General features: G+C 49.9%; 20 protein-coding genes, 2 tRNA genes and 1 pseudogene. 8 read left to right on the top strand and 15 right to left on the bottom strand.

Features of this window, described 5'->3' with window-relative positions; translation table 11 throughout:
- Positions 1–62 precede the first annotated feature (62 nt).
- A tRNA-Met gene (locus ACSTTO_RS03620) sits at positions 63–139 on the top strand.
- A gap of 248 nt (positions 140–387) precedes the next feature.
- Here ACSTTO_RS03620 and ACSTTO_RS03625 read toward each other — a convergent pair.
- Genes ACSTTO_RS03625 through ACSTTO_RS03640 form a run of 4 tightly spaced genes read right to left on the bottom strand, consistent with a single transcriptional unit; the run spans position 388 to position 4,744 of the window.
- Positions 388–882, bottom strand: coding sequence for a hypothetical protein (locus ACSTTO_RS03625; protein ID WP_439271781.1), 495 nt, complete (start codon positions 880–882; stop codon positions 388–390).
- A 15-nt stretch (positions 883–897) separates the two neighbouring features.
- The gene (locus tag ACSTTO_RS03630; RefSeq protein ID WP_439271782.1) at positions 898–1,713 is read right to left on the bottom strand and encodes an SH3 domain-containing protein; all 816 of its coding nucleotides are present in this window, start codon (positions 1,711–1,713) and stop codon (positions 898–900) included.
- Positions 1,710–3,734, bottom strand: a complete 2,025-nt coding sequence (locus ACSTTO_RS03635) for a vWA domain-containing protein (protein ID WP_439271783.1) — start codon at positions 3,732–3,734, stop codon at positions 1,710–1,712. Before ACSTTO_RS03635 ends, ACSTTO_RS03630 begins: the two co-directional genes overlap by 4 nt.
- A 23-nt stretch (positions 3,735–3,757) precedes the next feature.
- Complete coding sequence (locus tag ACSTTO_RS03640) at positions 3,758–4,744, bottom strand: hypothetical protein (RefSeq protein WP_439271784.1); 987 nt, start codon at positions 4,742–4,744, stop codon at positions 3,758–3,760.
- Positions 4,745–4,946: 202 nt separating this feature from the next.
- Between ACSTTO_RS03640 and ACSTTO_RS03645 the strand changes: the two genes are divergently transcribed.
- From ACSTTO_RS03645 to ACSTTO_RS03660, 4 genes and pseudogenes are all read left to right on the top strand, one after another.
- On the top strand, positions 4,947–5,450 hold the full coding sequence (locus tag ACSTTO_RS03645; protein WP_439271785.1) for a putative pterin-binding protein: 504 nt from the start codon (positions 4,947–4,949) through the stop codon (positions 5,448–5,450).
- Entirely contained in the window at positions 5,447–7,252 is a 1,806-nt protein-coding gene (locus ACSTTO_RS03650) for a sensor histidine kinase (protein WP_439271786.1), read from the top strand. Before ACSTTO_RS03645 ends, ACSTTO_RS03650 begins: the two co-directional genes overlap by 4 nt.
- Positions 7,249–7,878 (top strand): response regulator, encoded by a 630-nt coding sequence (locus ACSTTO_RS03655; protein WP_439271787.1) that lies wholly within the window; start codon positions 7,249–7,251, stop codon positions 7,876–7,878. Before ACSTTO_RS03650 ends, ACSTTO_RS03655 begins: the two co-directional genes overlap by 4 nt.
- An 828-nt stretch (positions 7,879–8,706) precedes the next feature.
- A pseudogene (locus ACSTTO_RS03660) lies at positions 8,707–8,889 on the top strand (IS3 family transposase); the annotation flags it as partial.
- Between the two features lie 161 nt (positions 8,890–9,050).
- On the opposite strand, the gene menC reads toward ACSTTO_RS03660, so the two are convergent.
- The 8 genes from menC to ACSTTO_RS03700 form a co-directional block, all read right to left on the bottom strand.
- Positions 9,051–10,187, bottom strand: a complete 1,137-nt coding sequence (menC, locus tag ACSTTO_RS03665; RefSeq protein WP_439271788.1) for an o-succinylbenzoate synthase — start codon at positions 10,185–10,187, stop codon at positions 9,051–9,053.
- Positions 10,188–10,264: 77 nt separating this feature from the next.
- Positions 10,265–11,794, bottom strand: coding sequence for an ABC transporter substrate-binding protein (locus ACSTTO_RS03670; protein ID WP_439271789.1), 1,530 nt, complete (start codon positions 11,792–11,794; stop codon positions 10,265–10,267).
- 55 nt (positions 11,795–11,849) lie between these two features.
- Entirely contained in the window at positions 11,850–13,247 is a 1,398-nt protein-coding gene (locus tag ACSTTO_RS03675) for a M20 family metallopeptidase (protein WP_439271790.1), read from the bottom strand.
- Positions 13,234–14,817 (bottom strand): gamma-glutamyltransferase family protein, encoded by a 1,584-nt coding sequence (locus ACSTTO_RS03680; protein WP_439271791.1) that lies wholly within the window; start codon positions 14,815–14,817, stop codon positions 13,234–13,236. The genes ACSTTO_RS03675 and ACSTTO_RS03680 overlap by 14 nt, the downstream gene beginning before the upstream one ends.
- An 18-nt stretch (positions 14,818–14,835) precedes the next feature.
- Positions 14,836–15,810 carry an ABC transporter ATP-binding protein gene (locus ACSTTO_RS03685; protein ID WP_439271792.1) on the bottom strand — a complete coding sequence of 325 codons (975 nt, stop codon included), beginning with the start codon at positions 15,808–15,810 and terminating at the stop codon, positions 14,836–14,838.
- Positions 15,807–16,805 carry an ABC transporter ATP-binding protein gene (locus ACSTTO_RS03690; RefSeq protein ID WP_439271793.1) on the bottom strand — a complete coding sequence of 333 codons (999 nt, stop codon included), beginning with the start codon at positions 16,803–16,805 and terminating at the stop codon, positions 15,807–15,809. The genes ACSTTO_RS03685 and ACSTTO_RS03690 overlap by 4 nt, the downstream gene beginning before the upstream one ends.
- Before the next feature lie 10 nt (positions 16,806–16,815).
- On the bottom strand, positions 16,816–17,715 hold the full coding sequence (locus tag ACSTTO_RS03695; RefSeq protein WP_439271794.1) for an ABC transporter permease: 900 nt from the start codon (positions 17,713–17,715) through the stop codon (positions 16,816–16,818).
- Complete coding sequence (locus ACSTTO_RS03700; RefSeq protein ID WP_439271795.1) at positions 17,712–18,629, bottom strand: ABC transporter permease; 918 nt, start codon at positions 18,627–18,629, stop codon at positions 17,712–17,714. The genes ACSTTO_RS03695 and ACSTTO_RS03700 overlap by 4 nt, the downstream gene beginning before the upstream one ends.
- 385 nt (positions 18,630–19,014) lie before the next feature.
- On the opposite strand from ACSTTO_RS03700, the gene ACSTTO_RS03705 reads away from it, so the two are divergent.
- Positions 19,015–19,794: an IclR family transcriptional regulator gene (locus ACSTTO_RS03705; RefSeq protein ID WP_439271796.1), complete on the top strand. Its 780-nt coding sequence runs from the start codon at positions 19,015–19,017 to the stop codon at positions 19,792–19,794.
- A gap of 76 nt (positions 19,795–19,870) precedes the next feature.
- Here ACSTTO_RS03705 and ACSTTO_RS03710 read toward each other — a convergent pair whose 3' ends face one another.
- Complete coding sequence (locus tag ACSTTO_RS03710; protein ID WP_439271797.1) at positions 19,871–20,770, bottom strand: NAD(P)/FAD-dependent oxidoreductase; 900 nt, start codon at positions 20,768–20,770, stop codon at positions 19,871–19,873.
- A complete protein-coding gene (locus tag ACSTTO_RS03715; RefSeq protein WP_439271798.1) occupies positions 20,760–21,224 on the bottom strand; it encodes an Rrf2 family transcriptional regulator in 465 nt (154 codons plus the stop codon). The genes ACSTTO_RS03710 and ACSTTO_RS03715 overlap by 11 nt, the downstream gene beginning before the upstream one ends.
- A gap of 225 nt (positions 21,225–21,449) precedes the next feature.
- On the opposite strand from ACSTTO_RS03715, the gene ACSTTO_RS03720 reads away from it, so the two are divergent.
- The gene (locus ACSTTO_RS03720) at positions 21,450–22,169 is read left to right on the top strand and encodes a hypothetical protein (protein ID WP_439271799.1); all 720 of its coding nucleotides are present in this window, start codon (positions 21,450–21,452) and stop codon (positions 22,167–22,169) included.
- A gap of 207 nt (positions 22,170–22,376) precedes the next feature.
- Here the strand turns inward: ACSTTO_RS03720 and ACSTTO_RS03725 are convergent.
- Positions 22,377–22,452 (bottom strand) — tRNA-Thr (locus ACSTTO_RS03725).
- A gap of 398 nt (positions 22,453–22,850) precedes the next feature.
- On the opposite strand from ACSTTO_RS03725, the gene ACSTTO_RS03730 reads away from it, so the two are divergent.
- Positions 22,851–24,134 carry a solute carrier family 23 protein gene (locus ACSTTO_RS03730; protein ID WP_439271800.1) on the top strand — a complete coding sequence of 428 codons (1,284 nt, stop codon included), beginning with the start codon at positions 22,851–22,853 and terminating at the stop codon, positions 24,132–24,134.
- The last annotated feature ends 65 nt before the right edge of the window (positions 24,135–24,199 follow it).

Below are 24,199 nucleotides of genomic sequence, written 5' to 3' on the forward strand. Positions count from 1 at the left end.
CCTCACCTCATCAGGCTACGCCTGACTTCGCTCCCGGGCTGTCAAGCTCGTAACACTTTTATCGCGGGGTGGAGCAGCTCGGTAGCTCGTCAGGCTCATAACCTGAAGGCCGCAGGTTCAAATCCTGCCCCCGCAACCAAATAAAAACAAAAACCCTCAATCAATTCAAACGGTTGACTGAAGGTTTTTTCGTTTGCCAAAAATCCTTAAAACGCGCCAAAATCTCATTTTGTTAATAATAACAATATCTTACTGAAAACAGGTTCAAATCAAGGGTAAGGAACCACGCAACCACATACAATACTTAATGACAGTGATGGGAGCAGGGCTGACCGCAAATATTCGGTAGGGCGTTACCGTAGCTTTTCGTTGAAGTTAAATACATTCTTACTGTGCGCTGCAATTGATGCTGAGGGTGGCGCCATTCACGACGGGTGCGCCATCCTCGTTGACCAGAACCAGATCGTTGATCGACAGCATTTCGCCGGCGACGACGATGTCAAGCTCTTGTGAATAGATGCGTCCGGCCTTGAGCTGTCGCTCAGGGCTGGCGTAGGGACGATCGACGCCGAGGCCAATGGTCAGTGCATTCGCCGTTGACGACAGTTCGAAGAAGAGCTTCTCGCCGTCTGGCGTCGTTCCGGGACCCCGGAGCTCAATATCGTAGGCTCCATCCTGCTCATAAAAGGCGCATGTTGTCGGCGTCAACTCGTAGCGACCAGCTGTAGTTTCCAGAATACCTGATCCAGCCCCAGTAACGCTCTCTACTGGCGGTGCTTCCGCCTCTGCACTGCACCCTGCAAGCATAAGGCTGCCGCACGAAGCGATCAGGAGAGCGATGCGCGTACGGCGCTTCTTCGTTTTGGGGTTTTGCGTGAACATTTCGCTCTCCAGTGCTTATGGATATGACCAGCCATCGTGCTCGACGCGGAAAATCCGCAACGGAGCGCCGGCTTTGGTGGTGTCGGCGCGCAGGTAGAAAACCGCGCGCTGCTTCTTGCCGAAATTGGTGAAATCGACGTTGATGGTGATCATACCACGCAGCATCGGCTGGTGAGGATCAGGCGTCGGATCTTCTAAGACGACATCGAAGTCCTGAGCGCCGTATAGAGGATGTGCACCAACTTTGCCTGAGGCCAGCCAGGTCACAATCTCGTCGGTAAAGTAGTTTTTGGACACCTTCGGATCGAACGCGCTCGGTAAATTGCCGTTTTCGGACTGGAACTGGCGTTCATAAATCTCACGAACCAGATCCTGCGCCTGAGCAACAGGATCGATGTCTGGTTCGGGTAAGAATGGCTCGGTCGGGTGCTCGACAGACTTTCGCGCTGGAGAGACAAGTAGCGGCTCATTATCGGGCGTGATGTAGCGTTGTGCTACCCAACCAGCCTTGCTCATTTCTTTGTTGCGCATCAGGCACCAACGTGGCGGCAGCGCCTTGATCTGCGCTCTCGTCATCTTCGTATAGTGTGCCGCGGTGTAAAATGGCACGCAGGTGATCTGCTGTAGCCCGCGCTCATAGTCGCTGAAAGCCTCGATCACCGGATAATTGGTGCCCGGTCCCATGCGCGCATTGAGCACGTCCCCGACAGTCACATTGGTGACGCGCCAGGCATCCGGTCCGTGGCCATCGATTTCGGCATGGGCGTGAGATGCGACCAGACCGAGTGTCATGACAAGCAGTGCGGCCTTAAATGTGTGTGTCATGGTCATTTCACCTCTACGATCGCGCGACCCAGAACCTTGCGGTCACCGACATTAAGAAACCGGATTTCATAGGTTCCGGCCTGTGCCGGCATTTGCAGTTCCAACGACTTTTCCTCTCCGACCTTGTGCGCCGCAATCCAGCTGAAATCGGCCTGATCGGTGCGGGCAATAGCGATGCGCTGATCTGCGCTTCCGCCTTCCGAGCTCCACGACACGGTGATCGTTTCGCCTATACCCGCCTGCGCCGGTACCTTGAGCCCAGCTCCGTCATCCAGCGGGGCGTTTTCCGCCACCACTTCCAACCGGTGGCTGGCAAGGGTGCGAGCGCCTTCGCGCAGCACATAGCGGATTTCGTAAAGTCCGGTTTCGGCCGGAGTTTTCATATCGGCTGCACGTGCGTCCCGAACCCGGATATAGTCGGCATATTTGCCTTCAGCGGTTCCGGCAGGGACAATGGTGAGATAGTCTTCCGGGTGGACTGAAGTCGACCAGGTGACTTTAATTTTGCTTCCCGCACGGGCGACTTCCGGACCGCTGACTGTCACTTCGGCGGTCACCACTTCCACGGGGGTGGAAGCCATTGTGCGTCCACCTTCTCGCAATACATAACGCACCTCGTAAAAGCCGGGCTCGGCAGGTGCCGTCAATTTGTTTTCGGTGACATCGCGCACGCGCTGATAGTTGGTGTATTTTCCTTCTTCAGCTCCAGCAGGGACGATGGTGACATAGTCTTCCGGATGGATGGAAGCTGACCACGTCACCTTGAAGCTTGCACCGGTGGCCACCTCGCTGGGCGCGCTGATGCCCAATTCGGCCTCAATGACTTCCACAGGAGCGGAAGCCAATGTGCGCCCACCTTCTCGCAACACATAACGCACCTCGTAAAAGCCGGGAACGGCGGGCGCGATCAATCTGTTTTCAGTGACATTGCGCACGCGCTGATAATTGGTGTATTTTCCTTCTTCAGCTTCGGCAGGGACGATGGTGACATAATCTTCCGGATGGATGGAAGCTGACCACGTCACCTTGAAGCTTGCGCCGGTGATCACCTCTTCGGGGGCAGTGATAGCCATTTCGGCCTCAATGACTTCCACAGGAGCGGAGGCCATTGTGCGCCCACCTTCTCGCAGCACATAACGCACCTCGTAAAAGCCGGGCTCGGCGGGCGCGATCAAACTGTTTTCGGTGACATCGCGCACGCGCTGATAATTGGTATATCTGCCTTCTTCAGCTCCGGCAGGAACGATAGTGACATAGTCTTCCGGATGGATCGAGTCTGACCATGTCACCTTGAAGCTTGAGCCGGTGGTCACCTGTCCTGGAGCTTGGATATCAATTTCCGCTTCCTGCATGGGTTCGTGCGTTGAGTTGGGCTGTTGCTCCACCATTGGCTGCAAATCCATGACCGACTGCACATGCGCCAGCGCTTCTTTCAGCTCAGCAGCATTTTGGGCCGGAACGAAGACGCCACCGGTGTTTTCGGCAATGCAGGCGAGGCTGGCATGAGCCTTGTCCTCAAGATCGAAACCAACGACATGGGTCGTGAACTTCACGCCCTGCCGTGCCAGCTGCTCGGCAACCGCGCAAGGATCGGCCTGACAGGTTTCCAGACCATCAGAAATGAGCACGACCGTGGCGGGGTTGTCACGATAAGATAAGAGTTCTGCGGCGTGCTGGACGGCTGCGGAAATCGGCGTCTTTCCTTTCGGGCGGATGCCGTTCACCGTGCTGATGAAGTTTGCCTTGTCGAGCGCGCCCGGTTTGATCAATGTTTCGATGTCGTGGCAGTCGCCTTCTGAACGATGTCCATAGGCGACCAGACCTAGATTGATGTCGTCGGACCAGCCGGTCACGAGATCGACCATCACGTCGCGTGCGATTTCTATCTTGCTGGTGCCGTCGATCTGGCCCCACATCGAGCCGGAGGCGTCATAAACGATGACCACATCTTCTGCCGCTACGGCGACCGACAGAGGGGGGATGATGGCGGTAGCCGCGATCAGTGCCGTTTTCAAAGCTTTCATCATGGTGTTTCGTTCCGTAAATTGTTTCATGCAGGCTGCACATCACTGTCGCTACGCGGACCGGAAGAACCTGACGCTCCCATGGCGCGCGCCTTCAGCTTGCGGAATTTGCCCGACATCTGCTCCAGCCTTGCGTCCCATTGGGGGTCGGGTTGCTGACCTTCGATGGTTTTGAAAAACACCTGCATCAGGCAGGCGATGGCGAACGGCTCCAGCAATGCCGCCTTAACGCTCCAGGCAAACAAAAGCGCGAACACGAAGCCACCGGCTGCCCACGCGCCAGGCATCACGTAGACTACTAGAGCTGCTGGCGCGAGCATCACCAGAAACACCAAAAAGCTCAGAAGGTAGACAATGATTGCTAGCCAGGCGGCGTTCTTGAGCATGACACGGTAGTTCTGGCCGTAAAGCACGAGCGCTTCTCTGGCCGATCCCCAAGGGTTTGTCGCGCCTGTGCGGATTGCATAGGCGAGAATGATTTCGTCGATGAAACCAACAGCAACCCGCAGGAAGGCGTGCAGGATACCCGAAAGCTGCTGCGCTCCCGGTATGGGCAGGATGGTCAGGATGCCGCGCACCAGCCCGGTGATTGCTCCGATCACACCCTTCACCAGCTGATCGATAGCAAACAGGACGCTGGCCTGAGCAAAGCGTTCCTTCACCACCGTTGTCGCATGGCTGATCTGTGACTTGCCATCCGGCATTGGCTTGCCGTCGATTAGTTCCACCAATACCGCGATATGGCCCGCCTTGACGATATAAAGTATATATTCGCGCGCCCAGTACATGATGGCGCCAAACAGGCCAAAGCCCATAACGCCGCCCCATAGCGTTGTGTTTGCCTGAAACCCTTCATCGCCGAAGCCGCCCACGCCATAGCCGATACCGGCGCCGGTCCCCGTCAGCAAAACATAGCCAACCGCAATACCGAAGTAGACTGCTATCCGCAGCACGATGAACGGCATGGTCCGCGCCATCATTGCTAGCACGCCACCGACTCTAAAATCCCACATGCCTTATCCCGCCTTCTATATAACCTTGCCTTTTACATCCGTTCAGGAAACTTTAGCAGAAGCAAAGCAGGCATGCCCCATCCATTTGGATAGGGACATGTCAGAAAAACTGAGTATAATTAATCAAAATGTGCCAAAATGGATAAATATATAAAATAAGTGAGCACAAAGAATTAGGGGCAGCCTGGAGGGAAGCGTAGATTTGCAAGTATTTTTCTTTTCTATTTTGACAGCCATGTTGTTTTACTTTTCTTCTGAAGCCAGTGGTCAGGATCAGTCAATATTGCCTTCCTCCATACTTGAGGTGAGCGGCGCTATTTCGAAAGGCAATGCGGAAAGGGTCGCACATTTCGACATCGTGGAGCTGCGGACACTTCCTCAAGCGCGGCTCGAAACAACCACCGCCGTCACAGATGGCGTGCACCGCTTTGACGGCGTTTTAATGAGAGATATTTTGGCGCATGTAGGCTCTCACGGCACAGTCGTGACTGCGAGAGCCCTGAATGATTACGCGATTGAATTCGCAGTCGAGGAATTTGACCAATTCGACGTTCTTGTTGCCTATGAGATGGACGGCAAACCGCTGCTGCCGAGCGAGAAGGGGCCGCTATGGATTGTCTACCCGCGTGACCAGCATGCCGAGCTGCAGGATATCCGCTTTGATTATCGTTGGGTTTGGCAATTGAAATCGCTGGATATTCGATGAGCAGGCGCGCACGTGCATTGCTGGGCGTCGCGCTGCCTGTTTCGGCCATCGCTATCTTCGTCGTTCTGCTCGCATTCTCTCTGATGCGCCTGGCTGATGTCGAGCGTAACATGCGCATTGAGGCCACTCAGAACATGCTTTGGGTAATCGCTCAGGCGCATATTTCAAGCCTACAGCTGAGCGAAGCCATCGCGGTCAACGCTGCCGGAGAGGCTGATCACACGCAAACAGAGTTGCGCCTGAACATATTCCTCAGCCGGCTAGCCTTACTTGATGATGGCCCGCAACGTCGGCGGATGGAAGCGCTTGGTGCGTTGGCTCCTTTGGATGAGTTGCGGGAAAACATCGACGAGCTTGGCTCGTTGCTGAAAAGCCCCAGCTCGGCGACAATGCCGCGCATCAGAGCTCTGCTGGATCCTTACAATGCGACGCTCACTGAAGCTGCCAACAAGGCAATGGTGGCCGAATGGGACGATCTTGGCGCGACGCTTGATGTCACGCGCAAGCAGCTGTGGCAAATCATTATCTCCATGATCGGCATAACATTGGCAGGCTCGATGCTTTGCGTTCATTTTCTGCTGGCGATCCGTGATGCAAGGCAACGGACTCGCTTGCTCAATAAAGAAAAAGCATTTTCCGAACTCCTGATCGGATCCAGCGATGAAGGCATTATCGCTGTCGATATGGATCGACGCTGCACGGTCTGGAACGAGGCTGCCGAACGGCTGTTCCGTGTTGGTGCTGATCGGGCAACAGGTGGTGCGCTGGGAGAATTATCAGGCTTTTTCGCGGTAGACCGGGTCGAGATGGCCATCGGCGAGGCTCTGCAGGGCCAGGCTGTCGCATTGCTCGATCAGCCGTTTTTTCCAGATGATCAGTCTGAGCCGCTCTATGTCGATCTGCGCTGTTTTTCGCTGCGCGATGGTGGCTGCATCATAGGCACGATCCTTCTGATCTCGGACGTCACAGAACGACGAGCAGTCCAGCGTAAAATCGCGGATCATCGCGACTATCTTGAGCAATTGGTGCAAGCGCGTACGCAGGAGCTTGAGGCGGCGCTGGTCAGGGAACGTGCCACCGCTGACCTATACCGCAACTTCGGCACGATGATCTCGCACCAGTTCCGCACTCCACTTGCGCTCGTCGATTCTGCGCTTCAGCGGTTGATCCGCCGGCGCGAACAACTAACGCCGGCAGAGATAACTGAGCGGGGTAGCCAAGCCCGTAGTGCCATCGCACGCCTGGTCAGGCTGGTAGAGAGCACCCTCGACGCGGCGCGGCTTGATGCCGGCCAGATTGAGGTCCGCAGCCAGGCCTGCGATCTCGGCCTTCTTGTTGCAGACATCTGCGCACGGCAGGCTGAGGACATGGGTGGACGCAGGATCACGGTCATGCCGCCGGTTGATGGGGCGCCGATTGCCTATTGCGATCCGGTTCATGCGGAGCACATTTTGACAAACCTTTTGTCCAATGCGGTGAAATATTCTCCGAAGGAGACGTTGATCGGTATCAGTTTTACCGTCGATCAGTCGCTTATTACCTGCATCGTAACGAATACCGGCTCATTGGGCGGAATGTTCGAGCGGGACGTGCTGTTTGATCGCTATTATCGTGGCAGCAATACTGAAGGCTGCCCCGGTATTGGTGTTGGTCTTTACATGGCGAAAGCGCTTGCGCGCTTGCAGGGCGGCGACGTGTGTTTACAAGATTCGGAGACAGGCGTTGTTCGAATGGCGATGTCGCTGCCACGTTCTGCATCCGGTGCTGGTAGGCCCATGATCTTTCGAAAGGTGAGGGTATGATCGCGGAGCCTTTTGTGATCCTTTGCATTGAGGACGAAGTGCAATTGCGGCGTGACATCGTAGACGAACTGGTCGAGGCGGGGTATGATGTCGTCGAAGCCGGTAATGGTAGGCAAGCGCTTGGCGAGCTGGCACGTGTCTGCCCCGATCTGGTTCTTTGCGACATCTCCATGCCCGAACTTGATGGTTATGGCGTGCTTGATGCGCTGCAAGAACGAGGGCCTGACTATGCCGAAATTCCTTTTGTCTTCCTCTCCGCCCTTGCCGATCCAAGGCATATCGTTGATGGCAAGCGTCTTGGTGCAGATGATTACCTCGTGAAGCCAATCGATTATGGTCTCTTACTGGCGACCATCGAAGCGCGTCTGCGACAGATCAGACGCATCCGTTCGGCGCGCCCATTACGGTCAGCTGCTCCTAATTTTACAAAATTTTCGGAAGTCTATGGCCTTACACCCGCAGAACTACGGATCACGCAAGCGCTCGCTCAAGGTAGCAAATTGACGCAGATCGCGACTGACCTCGGCGTCTCGCGTTCTACTGTTGCTTTTCACATGCGCAATATATTCCAGAAAACGGAGACCGGCCGGCAGACGGAACTGGTAGCTTTGGTACTCAAGAGATAAGATGATCAATCATATAAATGAGCTCTGGTGTAGTGATCTGCATGAGTTAGTTGAAACGACTTAGTGATATATCGTACTTATGCGCTGCTATATGGTTACTTCTAATGAATGTCGGTATCGGTAGTTGCGTGCCCCCGCAACCAAAATAAAGACTGTGAAAACAGTTACTTATAGAAAAGCTCCAATCTCAATGATTGGAGCTTTTTGCGTTCTGGGGGCAGAAAAGGGGCATCAATTATCAACACCAGACAATGCCCACCAATAATGGCAGCCCCGTTTCATCCTGAAAGACCGACACCAGACCTAGCCATTATGTCGCATCCGTTGTGACGGCGTAGCTGGCTCTTAGCCGACCTCTAAGGCGTAAGGTTTTGTTTAATCGGCTGCGTTGAAAGAACAACCTGCAAACGCAAAAAACAATATTGCCGTCCACACAAGCGGTCAATGCAGTATACCGAACACCAATCACCTTCCCTTATTCAAAAGCATATAATAAAAATGGCTCGTCGAATTGAAGCGATGCGAGCAGAATAGCGACCGTGAGTTTCAGCTTATCCCCAGCCGCACCTGTTCCACTAAATGATTTTATATATGAATATATATGTATAGCGGTACCGTTTAACAGCCTCGCTATGCTGGCGAATGACGTAATGAAACAAACGCGCTTGCATATTAATAATCTTGCTGAGGTTAATGAAGAGACGGCTTTGGCGCTTCACAGGAAATTTTTTTGAGCAAGCTTTGAGAGTTTAACTGGACTTGCTTCGTAAAAGTGAAGAGGTTTCTTTTCAACTCAAAAAACTTCTCCACTTTTACGAAGCAAGTCTATTCTTTAAGACGTTGAAATCAGAGCTGATCTGGCGGGGGGGGGGGCGGGGGACGGTATTCCGGACAAGGTACGATGCAGAAATAGCAATTGCCTAATATATTATCGACTTCTATAATCCAATAAGGCGACATTCTTCACTCGACGATATGAGCCCAGCTCAGTTCGAGCGGATGAGCGCATAAATGAAAAACGCCTCTTTGCTCTTTCAAAGCAAGGTCAGCACCGATCATACATGTTCCTGTATAATCGGTTCTTGTGATATAAGAGTAATCAACCCGATGCCCGTCGATCAAGACCAAGAACCTGACTATTTTTGTATTAAGTGACTGATTTATTTTGACGCTTACAATATTTCTTTTGACAATGTTACTGTCTCAAGAAAATCATAATCGAGAGTAACGCCAATACCCGCCCCGTTGGAAGGGATCGGCATAATGCCGTTTTCGGCCTCCAGTTTTTCACACACAATATCCCTTTCGAAATATCGTGATGAAGAAGAAGTGTCGCCCGGACGTTTAAATTGTTCTAGTGTCGAGAGGTGAATATTATGGGCACGACCGATACTGGATTCCAGCATGCCTCCACACCAGACCGGTACATCATGCGCCTGACATATATCATGAATTTGACGTGCATTGGCATGGCCGCCAACACGGCCGACTTTGATGTTAATGACGCGGCCAGCATCAATGGTCAGGGCTTTCCTACAAAGCTCTGGTGTACGAATACATTCGTCCAGACAGATAGCTGTGCGCATCATGGATTGTAGTTTTGCGTGATCCTGTAAGTCGTCCCATGCCAGTGGCTGTTCGATATAATCCAGATTGAAATCATCGAACTGGCGCAGTAAAGCGAGATCAGCCAATGTATAGGCACTGTTGGCATCAACTGTCAGATGAATATCAGGGAAGCGATTACGCACCTTTTCCAGCAGCTTCAGATCATGACCCGGCATGATTTTCAGCTTAATGCGACGATAGCCTTGCTGCACATGACGCTCAACATCCTGTAGAGTATCCAGAATTTCTTTGATGCCCAATGATACACCAACTTCAACATTTCTACGAGTACCGCCAAGTGCATGGGACAGTGATAAACCAAGGGTCTTAGACCACAAATCCCAATAGGCCATTTCTACACAGGCTTTGGCCATTTGATGATCGCGCCAGTGCCGCATCATCTGAGTTAACTCATAAGGTGTTGAAAATTCTTTACCGATGATTTGTGGTAGAAAAACATCTCGTATCATCATCATAGATGAAATAGTGGTTTCAGGCAGATAGTCAGGCAAGGTATCACAGACCCCTTCTGAATAGCCTTCGGCAGTGCTGCTACGTAGGATTAAAAGCGGAAAGGTTTTTTTGGTTGCGATGCCAGTAGAAATGCGAAACGGGTTGAGAAGTTTCAGTTCTACAATACGTAATTCTGCACTGTCGATCCGGATATTGGGACGAAGCTGTGACGAGGGCTGAAGTAACATAATTGATCTCTGTAATTTTTGTATGGGAAAATGGGGGTACCGGTGAGGTCGCAACACAGGCTGCGACCTCATGAGGATTAATTCCAGCTCATATCGTAAAAACGCACGAATTCATCCGGTGTTGGTGTAAAGTTCAGATCTTTCGCCATTACATAATTGGTTGTGTAGGTCCACAACGGCACCCAATAGGCCTGATCAGCAATTTGACGCAGAGCTTTACTATACAATTCTTTGCGTTTTTCTGGATCCGTTGTGGTGTCAGCTTGTTTGAGGGTAGCGGTAAGTTCAGCATTTTGTACATCATCAATATCAGAGCCATCAAAGAATTTGGATGTCGAAGCAGATGCATCAGCTACTGAGCCTGAACCCCAGGTCACAAATCCCATCGGCACTTCACCCTTTAGTTGCTTATCTGCAAGCGCTGCATATTTCAGCATCTGCAGATCAACTTTTACACCAACATTACCCAGCATCTGCGCCATTGCTTCTGCGGCAGCTTTATCACGATAGAAATATATCGTGGTCGTAAAGCCGTTCTCATAGCCTGCTTCTTTCAGTAGTTCTTTGGCCTTTACTGGATCGAAATTGTAGGACGTCACATCCTGCTCACAACCAAACTGCAAAGGGCTGCAGATGGAATTGATTAGTTGTGAAGACGGGGCAAAAAATGCATCACGCACAGCTTTACGGTCAATCGCATGATTGATTGCCCGCCGCACGCGCACATCTTTTAACGGTGTATCGGCGCTGGAGCGGCCGGACACATCCATGGAAATGTAACCAAAACGTAAAGTTTCGCCCTGAACAACGTTAAAATTGTCGCGGGTTTTAAGTTTCTGTGTCAAATCTTCTGGCACCTGCCAGATAAAATCTATGGAACCGGACATTATTTCTGCGATCTGCGTATTGGTATCCGGAATGCTGCGGACTTCTACATTTTTGATTTGTGGCTTTTGCCGCGGGCCGCCAACGTGATAGTCAGGAAAAGCTTTCAGCGTATAGCCGCTTCCTGGCTCGATCTTGTCCACCATATAAGGACCTGTGCCGATTGGCTTCTTGGAAAAACCCTCATCGCCGACTTCCTGATAATATTTTGCAGGATAAATCTGAATGGCGCTTTCAAGGAAATCGAGCGCTGCCGGGAAAGGTGCTTTCAGGTGAACAAGAACGGTATGATCATCAACCTTTTCTGCATTCTTGATCCATGCAACCGTATTTGGCATGGCAACTGGTGTTTTGGGGTCGGAGAAATGGTTCAATGTGAACACAACATCGTCAGCGCTAAAAGTATCGCCGTTATGAAACTTTACGTCCTGACGTAACTTGAACTCGAGGGTAAGATCATCCACCCATTTGAAGCTTTCAGCCAGATTACCGACCCATTGACGAGTTTTCGGATCACGTTCAACCAGAGTGTCCCATACGGCATAACCAAAAATGGTGCTTTCACGGGCTGAACTGAAATATGTATTAGGATTGTCCAGCTCTTTGGTGAATGCAATATTGACGGTGTCATCCGACTTATCGGCCAGTACTGCACCGGATACGCCCAGATAGACACTGGCGGTAACGATAGTTAGAATTGTGAAACACTTATAGAAGCTCATGTGTCGCTCCACTTCGACCAAGGTTAAAAAAGACTGGCAATTTTCTTTATTGTTATTAAACTGAGGGCTGTGGGCTTTTCCCCTCAGCAATGTCAGAGAATATTCCAGCCATACAGCGCAAGGCATCACGGCAAGTTGTTTTCAGAACATGTTCATTAGGCGCATGTTGTGAGCAGGAACGATAAGAGTGCGGCACCCAAACAGTCGGCAAGCCAAGTGTTTCCGAGAAACAATCATTGGGCAGTGAACCACCAAGATTAGGTAGAATATGCGGCGGATTGCCGGAGGTTTCTGTCAGAGATTGTGAGACAAATTGTGCCCACGGATGATCAGGATCGAGGCGTGTTGCAGTAAAATCGTCATCCTCCCGACGGGTGATTTTGACATCTTCAAAGCCATGTTGATCGAGGTGGCGTCGCAGTGCCGGTATAATATCATCCGCATTAGTACCGACAACGTAACGCAGCTGACAGGTTGCCCGTGCGTTGCCGGAGATCGCATTGACCGGTGCCTCAGGTATACCGGATGTCATGGCAAGAATGGTAAAACTGTTCCAGCCATAGACCCGCTCGGCAGGTGTCAGCCCGGCTTCACCCCAATCTCTATCAACATTCGGGCTGGTTTCCATATCTATAGGCAAATCATGTAGCGCAGCACGAATTTTATCGTTCAAGCTGTTCGGTCGCCATTCCGGAATACGGATCTGGCCGCGCTCATCGGTGATGCTTGCAAGAGCTTGCACAAGCCGCATTGCCGGATCTACGAGCAAGCCGCCCCAATTACAAGAATGATGTGCGCCGTCACGTTTTGCAACAATGAGATCGACTGTAACCGCACCGCGTGCTCCCGTGAAAATAGTGGCTCTGTCAGGTTGCAATCGCGGACTGTCAGAGGCAATCAGCACATCAGCTTTGAGTTCTTGTTGATGTAATGCGCAAAAAGTCCGTAACCCCGGAGAGCCGTTTTCTTCGGCCATTTCCAACAAAATGGTGGCGTTGAAACCGAGTTTCTTATGGACAGAAATCAGGGTTTCAAGGGCAGCAATATTGATCAGATGCTGTACTTTATTATCTGCCGTACCGCGTCCGTACCAACGATCACCTTCTTCGGTTAAAACAAAAGGTGACAGACCTTCACGCCATTGCTCGGTTTGCGCATGAACGACATCGCCATGACCGTAAATCAGCACTGTTGGCAGAGTAGCGTCTTCCATACGACGGGCAATCATCAGGGGAGCACCCTCAGTTCTGGGATTGTCATAGACTTTTATCTCAAATCCTGCTGCCTGCAGACGCGGAGCTAGAGCCTTGCCCAGATAGTCATTCAGTACCGGCATTCTCTCCGGAACTTGACTTTCAGTTGGGTAGCTAACTAAGGAGGCCAGTTCGGATTTCATCGTGCCATTATCGAAATAGGCTTCGATTCGGCTGATAACGGTCTCACGCAAAGACATGGCTGTCCTCCTGAGTAATTGCATCCCCCCATGGCGACATAATTTCAGTACAGCCGGAGTTTAGATCACCTTCACGCATTACACCGGCAGGGCATGCAAAGGCGAAAGGCCAGACAGTGCGGCGAGTAGAGACGGTTCTGACGATTTTATTCAGTTCCGTAATTATTTCTACCGGCAGGCTATCATCGGCGATGATGGCATCGGCAGATGACATATCGAGGCGCGGCTGATGGAAGGCGCCTTCAATATCCATACCATGATCGACAATGAAAGAAGAAAGCTGGGTAACAGCAGATACAATCTTACGCCCGCCAGATGCGCCAATGGCAAAACGGCGCTCACCTTGTTCGCCCAGTGTTGGGCAGACATTCATCAAGCACTGACGTCCGGCTCCTAGGGAGTTTGGTCTTCCCTGAACAGGATCGAACCACATGATGCCATTATTAAGTAAAAAACCGGTGGAGGGCGAAACGACTTTTGAACCGAACAATGACAGTAAAGTCTGTGTCATCGAAATCATATTGCCATGACGATCAACCACGGAGAAATGGGTTGTGCAACCGGGTGCTTTTGGAACTTCGCCATCATCGCCCATATTTTCCAGCCGCTGTTGATAAGCATGGCGCAGGGCTTTGGCATAGCCGGTATAGGCATGAGCGTCCGGTTGACCTTTGCTGATTTCCACCAGAGCTTCGAAGGCTTGTTTTATGGTCGGTCCGGCGGTCAGATGCGGTGTTACATAGAATGTTGCATCGTTACGTTTAAAACTAAGTGGATCAGCAATGGTTGCTTGGTAATCACGCAGATCCTGTATGGACAATGATCCGCCTTTATTGCGTACATCCTTAACCAGTGCCTGAGCTAAATCGCCTTCATAGAATGCGCGGTAGCCTTGTTCCGCCAATTCGGTTAACGAAGGCGCATAGCCTGACATATCAACGCGTTTCTCAGATAAGTTTGTCCAGCCATTGACCATAGGCCATTGGCCATCTTCTAAAAACAGCGCTGCAGCATCCGGATCTTTGGCCAGTTCCCGCGTTGCTCCCGCGATCACAAGCGCTGCATACCAGTCAACCGGAAGACCTTCTTTTGCCAGTTTAATAGCCGGCGCTAGAAGTTCCGCCCATGGCATAGTACCCCAGCGTGCATGTGCCTGACCGATACCGTCGACCACCCCCGGCACTGCAACTGCTGTTGCCCCCATGACGTTGCGGTCATCAACCACGGCTTCCCATGGAAACAGGTCGGAGTTTTTACCGGCACCGGAAAGCGGGTAATCAGCAGGATTTAACTCTCGCGGGGCACGCATGGCATAGGTCACAGCATGAGCTTTTCCGGCAGCTGCATCCCAAACCATCATTGCACCGCCGCCGGCAGGGCCTGACATCCACGGTTCAAGAACACCGATAGCAAAGGAAACAGCCGTTGCCGCATCCATTGCATTTCCACCGGCCGCAAGTACTGCCGCACCAATTTGCGCTGCACGGCTGTTTTGCGCTGCAACAACACCGCCTTTTGTACGAATAACATTTTTGCGGATAACTTGTGTACGAGAAAGACTGGTTTGCATTTCAGTTCCTTAATCAGTTCAAGCAGACAATGCTGTGTCGCTGGAATAAAGGTGGCATGCGACACAGCCGCTGCCACTTTCCTGCAAGACAGGACGGGATTGATCGCAGGGAGTAAAGCGGTCAGGACAGCGTGGATGGAAAGCGCAACCGGAAGGAGGATTGATAGGGTTGGGGTATTCAGTGCCGAGTTGTGTGTCCGGAACGCTGAGTTCCGGCTCTGGTGTTAGTACGGAATCCAATAACGCGCGCGAATAAGGGTGGCGGGCATTGCGGAAAATATCTTCAGTTTCACGCTCTTCAACAATACGACCGAGATACATCACAGCAACCTGTGTCGCGAGATATTCAACGACAGCCAGATTGTGACTGATGAACAGATAAGTCAGACCGAGTTCACGTTGCAGATCACCCAGCAGGTTAAGTATTTGGCTCTGTACAGAAACATCAAGCGCGGATGTCGGCTCATCGCAGATGACGATTTCCGGTTTCATGATCAGAGCGCGGGCAATAGCCACACGCTGACGCTGACCGCCTGACATCTGGTTCGGATAAGCGTTGAGCATACGCGAAGGCAGGCCGACGACATCCATGATGTCTTTAACTTTCTTTTCTCGTGATGCCTGATTGCCGATATTATGCACCACGAGCGGTGCTATAATGATCTGACGGATAGTTTTGCGCGGATTAAGTGAGGAATAAGGATCCTGAAAAATCGGCTGAATACGGCGCGAGAGTTCAAAACGGTTTTGCTTGGTGATGTCTTCGCCGTTGATCTCGATGCGTCCACTGGTTGGTTTTTCCAATCCGAGCAGGATCTTGGCCAGAGTTGATTTTCCACAGCCGGATTCCCCCACAAGACCCAGAACTGAGCTACGCTCTACCGTCAGAGAAACGTCACTGAGCGCGGCCAGCGGCTTTTTACCGGAGAAAAAGCCCTGCCGTACCTGATAGATTTTGGAGACATTGTAGAGTTGCAAAACTGTCTGTTTCATAACAAAGCCTCCGCAGGCTGACGCATGCCGTTTGTATGAATGCACTGTAATTTATGATGTGCGGAGAGATCACGCTGCGGAATGTCACCTGTACAGGTTGCAATCGCTTCAGGACAACGGTCTCTGAAGATACATCCGGTGTGGTGTCCGACCAGATTAGGGACAATACCCGGAATTGTGCCCAACCGTTCTCCGCGTTTTATTCGCCCCGGTATCGGAATACAGTCAAGCAAACCGCGCGTATAAGGATGTGCAGGATTGCGGAAGATTTCTCCGACCGGACCGGCCTCAACCAGCTCACCGGCATACATCACAGCCACTTTGTCAGCGATACGCGCAACGACACCGAGATCATGGGTGATCAGGATCATTGCCATGCCCATTCTCTGTTGCAAGTCTTTGAGAAGCCGCAGGATCTGTGCCTGAATGGTTACATCCAGAGCTGTTGTCGGCTCATCGGCGATTAATAGTTCCGGTTCACACATCAACGCCATGGCAATCATGATGCGCTGGCGCAAACCACCGGAAAGCTGGTGCGGATATTGATTGAGACGACTTTCTGCAGCGGTAATCCCGACCATACGTAACAAATCAGCGGCGCGTTTTAACGCTTCAGCTTTGCTGACAGATTTATGCAGACGCAATGCTTCAGCGAGTTGGCTGCCTATCGTATAGGCAGGATTCAGGCTGGTCATCGGTTCCTGAAAAATCATTGCCATGCGGTTACCGCGCAGTCCCAGCATTTCCCGTGCAGAGGCCTTTTGCAAGTCAATACCATTAAAGCTTAATTCTGCCGCATTACGCTGAATGCCCGGTGATAAAAGCCCCATAATGGCCAGTGAAGTCAGCGATTTACCGGAGCCGCTTTCGCCGACAATGCAGAGTGTCTCTCCAGGTTTAATCTCAAAATTGATGTTGCGTACGGCATGAAGTGTCCCCGCCGCAGTGGGTATGTCCAGTGTCAGATCCTGAACCTTCAGAATAGGAGCAGTCATTGGTTTCTCCTTAGTTCCGTCCGCCTGGTGCGGTAATATCGCGTAAACCATCACCTATGAGATTGATTGCCAGTACCAGAAAAAACAGTGCCGCACCGGGGATCATTACAAGCCATGGCTCAAACAGCATCATGTCTTTGCCTTCTGAAATCATCAGCCCCCAACTGGCTGTCGGCGGTTGCACACCAAGTCCGAGAAAAGACAAAGCTGCCTCTAGCAAAATGGCATGTGCCATTTCCAAAGTGGCAACAACAATCAGGTTGTTCATAAGATTAGGCAGGATTTCGGAGATCAGTATACGCGGCGTGGATGTGCCGATGGCATAAGATGCTGCGATATATTCCCGTCGTGCGACCTGCAATGTTGAGGCGCGCATAACCACTGCATAGCGATCCCACAACAACAGGCCGAGAATTGTGGCAACAACAGTCAGAGAACCGCCAAATAGCGCAACAACAGCCAGTGCGACCAGAACAACCGGCATTGCAAGACGCACATTAATGAGAAATGTAACTACCGCATCAACATGGCCACCGAAATAACCTGCCGCAACGCCCATCGCTGTACCAATAATACCGGAGATCAGTGCTGCCGATAGACCGATAAACAATGATACACGTGCACCATACAGTAGACGGGCGAGGTAGTCTCGGCCAAGTTGATCAGTTCCCAGAACGTGGTCAGAGTTGCCGTCTAAGAATACTGGCGGTACCATACGGTTCACCAAATCCTGCATATAGGGGTCATATTTGAGCAGCATCGGAGCAAAGACCGCAACAAGTGCAATCATTCCCACGATAATTGTGCCAATCATGAAGCCGCTATGCCCGAAAATACGGCGGCGTAAGATTACTGACGGCGACGGTTCCAGAACCTGTTCTGCGGTCGGTGTAGAAGAATATGTGATCATGAGGTCCTCATGCGGGGATCAAGCCAGGCATTTATGATGTCGGCGAGCAGTGTGAAGACGATGTAGAACATGGAAAACAGCAGGATCAGTGCCTGAACGGTCGGCAGATCATTACGGGTGATTGATTCCCATGCGAGCAGTCCGGCACCTGGTAGAGCAAAGACGGATTCAACAACGATCGATCCCCCGAGCATGAAGCCCATCTGAACCGCTGATAGTGATACGACAGGAATTATCGCATTACGCAAAGCATGAGTGAACAATACTCGCCATTCCGATGACCCTTTGGCGCGGGCAGTGCGGATATAATCGGATGCGAGAACTTCAAGCATACCTGCGCGTGTAAGGCGCATAATTGCAGGCATAGCATAATAGCCGAGCACAATGGTGGGCAGGATGAAGTTCTGCCATGTTTTGGAGCCGGAAGCGGGCAGCCAGCCGAGGTCAATGGAGAAAACCGAGATCAACACAAGGGCAAACCAGAAGCTCGGCATTGCCTGTCCCGCAACAGAAATAAATAGTGCCAGTTTGTCAGGAAGCGAGTCCGGGCATTTGGCAGCAAGTACGCCAAGTGGTATAGCAACCAGTAGAGCAAAAACTATAGCCGCCAAGCCAAGACGCATAGTTACGCCAAGACGGCTGGAAATGAGATCTGCAACAGGCAGCTTAAAATAATAACTCTGCCCGAAGTTAAAATGCGCTGCATTCCACAGCCATTCCGCATATTGTACCAACATTGGACGGTCAAAACCGTAGAGCTCACGGATTGTCTGAATATCTTGCGCGCTTGCTCCTTCTCCTGCGATGGCAGTGGCAGGGTCGCCGCTGAGGTAAAGCAGACAAAAACTGATAAAAGATACGGTCAGCGCAACCAGTAAGGCAAGGCTAAGCCGCTTGAAGATGAAACCAAACAAGTTTTGCTCCGTCAAAAATCTTTTAGGATATGAAGACTATGGCTGAGAGCGATAATGCAAAATGCATCGGCAGAGCATTGGGTGATATTTCCGGAACTCTATAGCTAGTCGCTTGTACTGGCGGTTTGCCGTGTCGTTGCCATACTCAAAACGGGTTATGCAGCATGGTTTAATCCGGAATTACTTCTCAGTCATTCAATGACAAAACTGGATTTTCAGAGCTTTTCCAGTGGCAAATTTGATGTGTTGAAACATTTTGCAGAGATTTTGTAATTTTTCATTGCCCCTCCTATTGTATTGTATTGCAATACTTGTAATTGCATATTAATATCGAAACATGGTTTCCCCCTCAACGTCAAGAGTTTTTTACAATTGGAGCGTTTCATTGAGTAAAAGTGAAAGAAATCCTTTAATTATCAGCTCATTAGTAAAAGCTATAACTTTGTTGAAAGCCTTTGATGAAAGCAATGCGGTATTAGGTATTTCTGATCTTGTTAGCATTACGGGTATGGAAAAGAGCAGTGTACAACGCATATTGGCAACGCTATATTCGGAAGGCATGCTTAATCGGGACAATCACAGCAGACGGTATCGCTTGTCTAATCAGTGGTTGCATATGGCATATGCGCATTATATTGCAGAACCCCTGACATCACAGGTGATGCCACGTTTATTTGCATTACAGCAGCAGACGGGGCAGTCTTTCAATCTGGCTGAAATATGTGATACATCGATTATTTATTCGGTACGTTTGCCTGTACAGCGTACGAATTTTGAAGGTACTTTGGTGGGACGAACCCATCCGGCGCTGAATACTTCCGGTGGCCGTGCCATTGTCTCAACGTGGGATATGGCAGATAGAAAAGATGCTGCGCAAAACTGGCCATTGACAGAATACACGCCACGTACAACTGTGGATCGCGCACGGATTGCAGAACTGATTGAGCAGGCGCGTCAGGATGGTTACGCCGTGTCTGTACAGGAAGTGTTACTCAATGAAATAGGTATTGCAGCGCCTGTGAAGTCTGCAACGGGCAAAGCCCGCGCAGCGATTCATTGCTCTGTTTCTATGGCTGACTGGTCTCTGGAGCGAGTACATAAAGAAATAGCTCCCATCTTGGTGGACGCCGCACGTACTTTTTTTGATCCGGGAGAAGAGGATTAAAATATCTCTTTAATTAAATGCGTTCCGAGCCAGATTGTTTTAATATCGATCATTATCTCAAGCGGCGTTTTATATTTTAAGTTGCGAATGCCAAAGATTGATGCAGCGACATTCCTGCCGTCACGCCATCGGCTGATGCCCAGCTTGCATTATGTGGCACACGCGCAATGTCGCCCGCAGCATAAACCCCTGCAACACTTGTGAGCTTTGCCGCATCAGTGCGGATTACCGCGCCGAACGGGCCTTCATCCAATGCGCAACCGAGTTGTTCAGCGATCGGACTATTTAAGTGAGAGCGCGGCGCCAGATAAAGCGCATCGATCAATATGCTTCTGCCATCTTCCAGCAATACCGATGATAATTCAGTCCCTTCACCTTGCAGTGCTATAATCCGCTTTGGTTCAATTGTTACACCACGCTGAACTAATTTGGCCTGCATATCGGCATCCGCTGCACTCGCGCCATTAAGAAACAGGGTTGTTTCTCCCCATTCCGGGATAAACAGCGCCTGATGCAATGACATTGGCATTGTCGACAAGACACCTAACCGCCGGTTTGCATATTCAAAACCATGGCAATATGGGCAATGAAGAACGCTCTTGCCCCAACGTTCAGCAAGGCCTGGTAAATCGGGCAAAATATCAGAAATACCAAAAGCCAAAACAAGTCTTGCGGCCGTAAGCACGGTATTATCAGTCAAAGTAACTTCAAACCCGCCATCAACTGCCCGTGCTGTATGTGCTTCACCCATCACGATGCGCGATGTGGGATATGCTTGCAATTGCGCCCGCGCTTTGGCAATCATCGTCAAAGGCGCATTGCCATCCTGACCGAAAAACCCGTGTGAAGCCTCCGCAAAGCGGTTACGCGGACTGCCTGCATCAATAACGCAGACAGAACGGCGTGCCCGCGCAATATAGATCGCGGCAGACAGGCCGGCAAAGCTTCCGCCAACAATAATAGCATCATGTTGCATGTGTTGTCTCGCAATGAATGGTTAAATTATCCGCAACTATGCGCGTATGAAAATCAGCACTTAATTGTGCCAGCGTTACCGTGCCAAAATGTTTAAGCAATAATGCTTCTGCATCGTGAAAAGCTGTATCAAGCGCAGCATTAACAACCTGCTCAACCAGACAATCCGGCTTTTCTGTACGGTTGCCCATAGCAAAAAGCTCAGGGCTTCCAAGCGCGGTATAAATGTCGAGCAAGGTAATTTCGGCAAGGTTGCCTGTAATCTTCCAGCCGCCGCCATGCCCCTTTTCAGAATGAACAAGCCCAGCATCACGCAATCCGGCCATGAGGCGGCGAATAACCACCGGATTTGTCTGCATCACTTTTGCCATGGTTTCTGATGTCACTGAACCATCAATTTCAGCCATATGGAGAAGGATGTGCAGCACACCTGATAATTTACTATCTCGCCTCATGTAACTTCATATGTTGCGAGTCTTCGCCAGAGTCAATATGCGACATTCAAATTTTTTTGAACCAATGCCGGCAAGGCGATACACGCTGCATCAATGTGTTTTGGTATGACGGAAACTAAGTATATTTATCGGAGCTATGAGAATATTTATGAGAAATACATTTCTATTGAAAATAATAAATAAATATGCGTTGTATATTTAAAAGATTAATCTGGTAAATAAAATATGTCTGATATAAAAGATAAAATATGTCAATTCGACAAATGTTCATATTCTCCCAATCATCGTTTTAACTCATGGGAGCATTGCTATGCTTTTTTTGCCAGGAGAACTGAGGAAAGCACTGATGAATACAGGGATTATGCCTGCCTTCATCTTGCATTTTATTTAGCCAGTTGGGGGATGTATCGCGGCTCATCGGCGATTCTCTGGAAAGACTATAAAATTCATCAGGACGCTGTTGATATTATTTTAAGTGAAAAATATGATTTTCTCTATAACATAGGCCTAGATATAATATATCGTGAAAAAGATTTGCTGTTTGAACTTATTTGTAAGATCAAAGAGTGTTATGATAATATCGAAATTTCTGCAACAAATACGCTTATTACAAAAATATTACTTGGCACATTGGGATGTATACCTGCTTATGACAGATTTTTTATTTCCGGAATAAAAGATGCCGGACTTCCTTATTCGTATTTAAATGAGAAGAATTTTAAAGATCTTCTTGACTGGGTTCGTGATAATAAAGCGCACTTTGATGAGGTTCAAAAGGAAATTAATAAAAAACGGGTAGCTGCAGGCAAGGTTGAATATCCTTTGATGAAGCTTGTCGATATGTATTTCTGGATGCAGGGTTTCAAGAAAGAACTTGAGGCGGAAAAAGACGAAAATAAGAAAGAAAGAATGCTTAACAATATAGAAGAATGTTTAGATATATAAATGAAGAGTATATTTAATTTTTTAAAATAATTTTTCGAAATTTTAAAGCTGTATATATGAATTATAATAAACATCGCCTCTGAAAATTATAGAGGCGATGTTTATTTATAAAAAATATTAAGTGATTGATGCGCTAAAAGTGCAAAATTTACATATGTTTTTAAATATCGTGCCATATGTAATATGAATGATTTCAGAAGATTTTATTGGTGCCGCTTACGTGACTCGAACACGTGACCCCATCATTACGAATGATGTGCTCTACCAACTGAGCTAAAGCGGCGTAAAATACGCAGCCTGTTCAGGCAATTTTTGCAAACAGGCTGTTACCGGCGGTGATAGCCAAAACATCATTGAAATGCAAGGCAGAAAAACAGTGCCACGATAACCAAAAACAGGATTTTTATTGGTGAAATAAGGATAGCTTGCCGGTTTATATAGTGAAGTTAATATATCATCCTGCCAGCTAACGGGACTAAAGAACCACTCATGATGCTATCAGTGTCTGGCTCAATAAAAATCATTTCCGGCTAAAGCTATGAATCAGAAAAATGCCGCTGCAATGCGGCCGGAGGGTTTTGCACATAAAATGCAGCCTGTGCCTGTGAAGGCTCTGGTTTCTGGAAATCTCTGTAGTATTAAAAAGGGCTGTGTTTTCAGCTTAATATTTCAGGGGGAGTTATGGCCTATTTTCCAACATGGCGTTTGAGCAATAACGCCGTGATATTGCCCGATGAGCGCCTGCCGGCATCTGCGGCAGTGCCGATGGGGATCCAGCATTTGCTGGCTATGTCAGGTTCAACAATTGTGGCACCGCTGATCATGGGATTTGATCCTAATGTGGCGGTGTTTTTTTCCGGCATCGGCACACTGTTGTTTTTTCTGATTACAGGGGGGCGTGTTCCAAGTTATCTGGGCTCTTCTTTTGCCTTTATTGCCGTCGTGATTGCAGCTACAGCCTATAGCGGCAGCGGGCCTAATCCGAATATTGGCGTGGCTCTGGGCGGTATTATCGTTTGCGGCGCACTCTATGCCCTGATTGGCCTTGTGGTGATGGGAATTGGCACGGGCTGGGTTGAGAAACTGATGCCGCCCGCTGTTACCGGTGCAATTGGTGTGGCTATTGGCCTTAATCTGGCGCCGGTTGCTGTGAGCCAGCTTAAAGGCACTTATGCCCATATTATCATTGCGCTGATGACGGTGCTGTGTATGGCAGTGATTTCGGCCTATGGCCCGCGGGCAACACGGCGTGTTGCAGTTTTGCTGGCATTGGCATTTGGTTATATTTTGGTGCTGATATTCGGCAATGGTCTTGCCTTTGTTCCTGCTATTGATTTTTCAGCTGTGGGCAATGCCGCATGGTTTGGCCTGCCGCATTTTACAAGGCCGGAGTTTAGCTGGCCTGCCATTACATTGATTGCGCCGGTTGCCATTGTTCTTGTTGCGGAAAATCTCGGCCATATCAAAGCCCTTGGCTCTATTACCGGACAAAATATGGATCGCTATATTGGGCGCGGTTTCTTTGCTGACGGGCTTGCAACCATGATTTCCGGTTCCGGCGGCGGTACAGGTGTGACGACTTATGCAGAAAATATCGGTGTTATGGCGATGACCAGAGTTTATTCTACACTGGTTTTTGTTATTGCCGCTGCAGTGGCGCTTGCTTTGAGCCTGTCGCCCAAATTCGGCGCTATCCTGCAGACCATACCGGCACCGGTTCTGGCAGGTCTTGCCGTTTCGGTTTTTGGTTTGATTGCCTCAGCCATGGCGCGTATTTGGGTGGTGAACAAAGTGGATTTTGCCGATCCGCGCAATTTGTTCACGGTTGGTGTGGCGCTGATATTTGGTGCTGGTGATTTTACTGTTACAATCGGTAATTTCTCATTGGGCGGTATCGGCACCTCAACCTTTGCGGCTTTGGTGCTTTATCAGCTTCTTGGAATTGGCCGCAAGGCACATGCGTGAAGCGCAAATGCATGTTTAAAAAAAGACCGCCAGTCAGTTTGACCGGCGGTTTAATCCATAAAAGC

It is taken from the genome of Pseudochrobactrum albidum (assembly GCF_051851455.1).
GTDB lineage: Bacteria > Pseudomonadota > Alphaproteobacteria > Rhizobiales > Rhizobiaceae > Pseudochrobactrum.

Excerpts from the sequence above, each read along its gene's own strand:
- menC (WP_439271788.1), bottom strand. The coding sequence starts at position 10,187 with ATGTTACTTCAGCCCTCGTCACAGCTTCGTCCCAATATCCGGATCGAC.
- ACSTTO_RS03675 (WP_439271790.1), bottom strand. The coding sequence starts at position 13,247 with ATGTCTTTGCGTGAGACCGTTATCAGCCGAATCGAAGCCTATTTCGAT.
- ACSTTO_RS03685 (WP_439271792.1), bottom strand. The coding sequence starts at position 15,810 with ATGAAACAGACAGTTTTGCAACTCTACAATGTCTCCAAAATCTATCAG.
- ACSTTO_RS03625 (WP_439271781.1), bottom strand. The coding sequence starts at position 882 with ATGTTCACGCAAAACCCCAAAACGAAGAAGCGCCGTACGCGCATCGCT.
- ACSTTO_RS03710 (WP_439271797.1), bottom strand. The coding sequence starts at position 20,770 with ATGCAACATGATGCTATTATTGTTGGCGGAAGCTTTGCCGGCCTGTCT.
- ACSTTO_RS03680 (WP_439271791.1), bottom strand. The coding sequence starts at position 14,817 with ATGCAAACCAGTCTTTCTCGTACACAAGTTATCCGCAAAAATGTTATT.
- ACSTTO_RS03715 (WP_439271798.1), bottom strand. The coding sequence starts at position 21,224 with ATGAGGCGAGATAGTAAATTATCAGGTGTGCTGCACATCCTTCTCCAT.
- ACSTTO_RS03695 (WP_439271794.1), bottom strand. The coding sequence starts at position 17,715 with ATGATCACATATTCTTCTACACCGACCGCAGAACAGGTTCTGGAACCG.
- ACSTTO_RS03655 (WP_439271787.1), top strand. The coding sequence starts at position 7,249 with ATGATCGCGGAGCCTTTTGTGATCCTTTGCATTGAGGACGAAGTGCAA.
- ACSTTO_RS03690 (WP_439271793.1), bottom strand. The coding sequence starts at position 16,805 with ATGACTGCTCCTATTCTGAAGGTTCAGGATCTGACACTGGACATACCC.
- ACSTTO_RS03630 (WP_439271782.1), bottom strand. The coding sequence starts at position 1,713 with ATGACCATGACACACACATTTAAGGCCGCACTGCTTGTCATGACACTC.
- ACSTTO_RS03730 (WP_439271800.1), top strand. The coding sequence starts at position 22,851 with ATGGCCTATTTTCCAACATGGCGTTTGAGCAATAACGCCGTGATATTG.
- ACSTTO_RS03640 (WP_439271784.1), bottom strand. The coding sequence starts at position 4,744 with ATGTGGGATTTTAGAGTCGGTGGCGTGCTAGCAATGATGGCGCGGACC.
- ACSTTO_RS03670 (WP_439271789.1), bottom strand. The coding sequence starts at position 11,794 with ATGAGCTTCTATAAGTGTTTCACAATTCTAACTATCGTTACCGCCAGT.
- ACSTTO_RS03720 (WP_439271799.1), top strand. The coding sequence starts at position 21,450 with ATGTCTGATATAAAAGATAAAATATGTCAATTCGACAAATGTTCATAT.
- ACSTTO_RS03635 (WP_439271783.1), bottom strand. The coding sequence starts at position 3,734 with ATGATGAAAGCTTTGAAAACGGCACTGATCGCGGCTACCGCCATCATC.
- ACSTTO_RS03650 (WP_439271786.1), top strand. The coding sequence starts at position 5,447 with ATGAGCAGGCGCGCACGTGCATTGCTGGGCGTCGCGCTGCCTGTTTCG.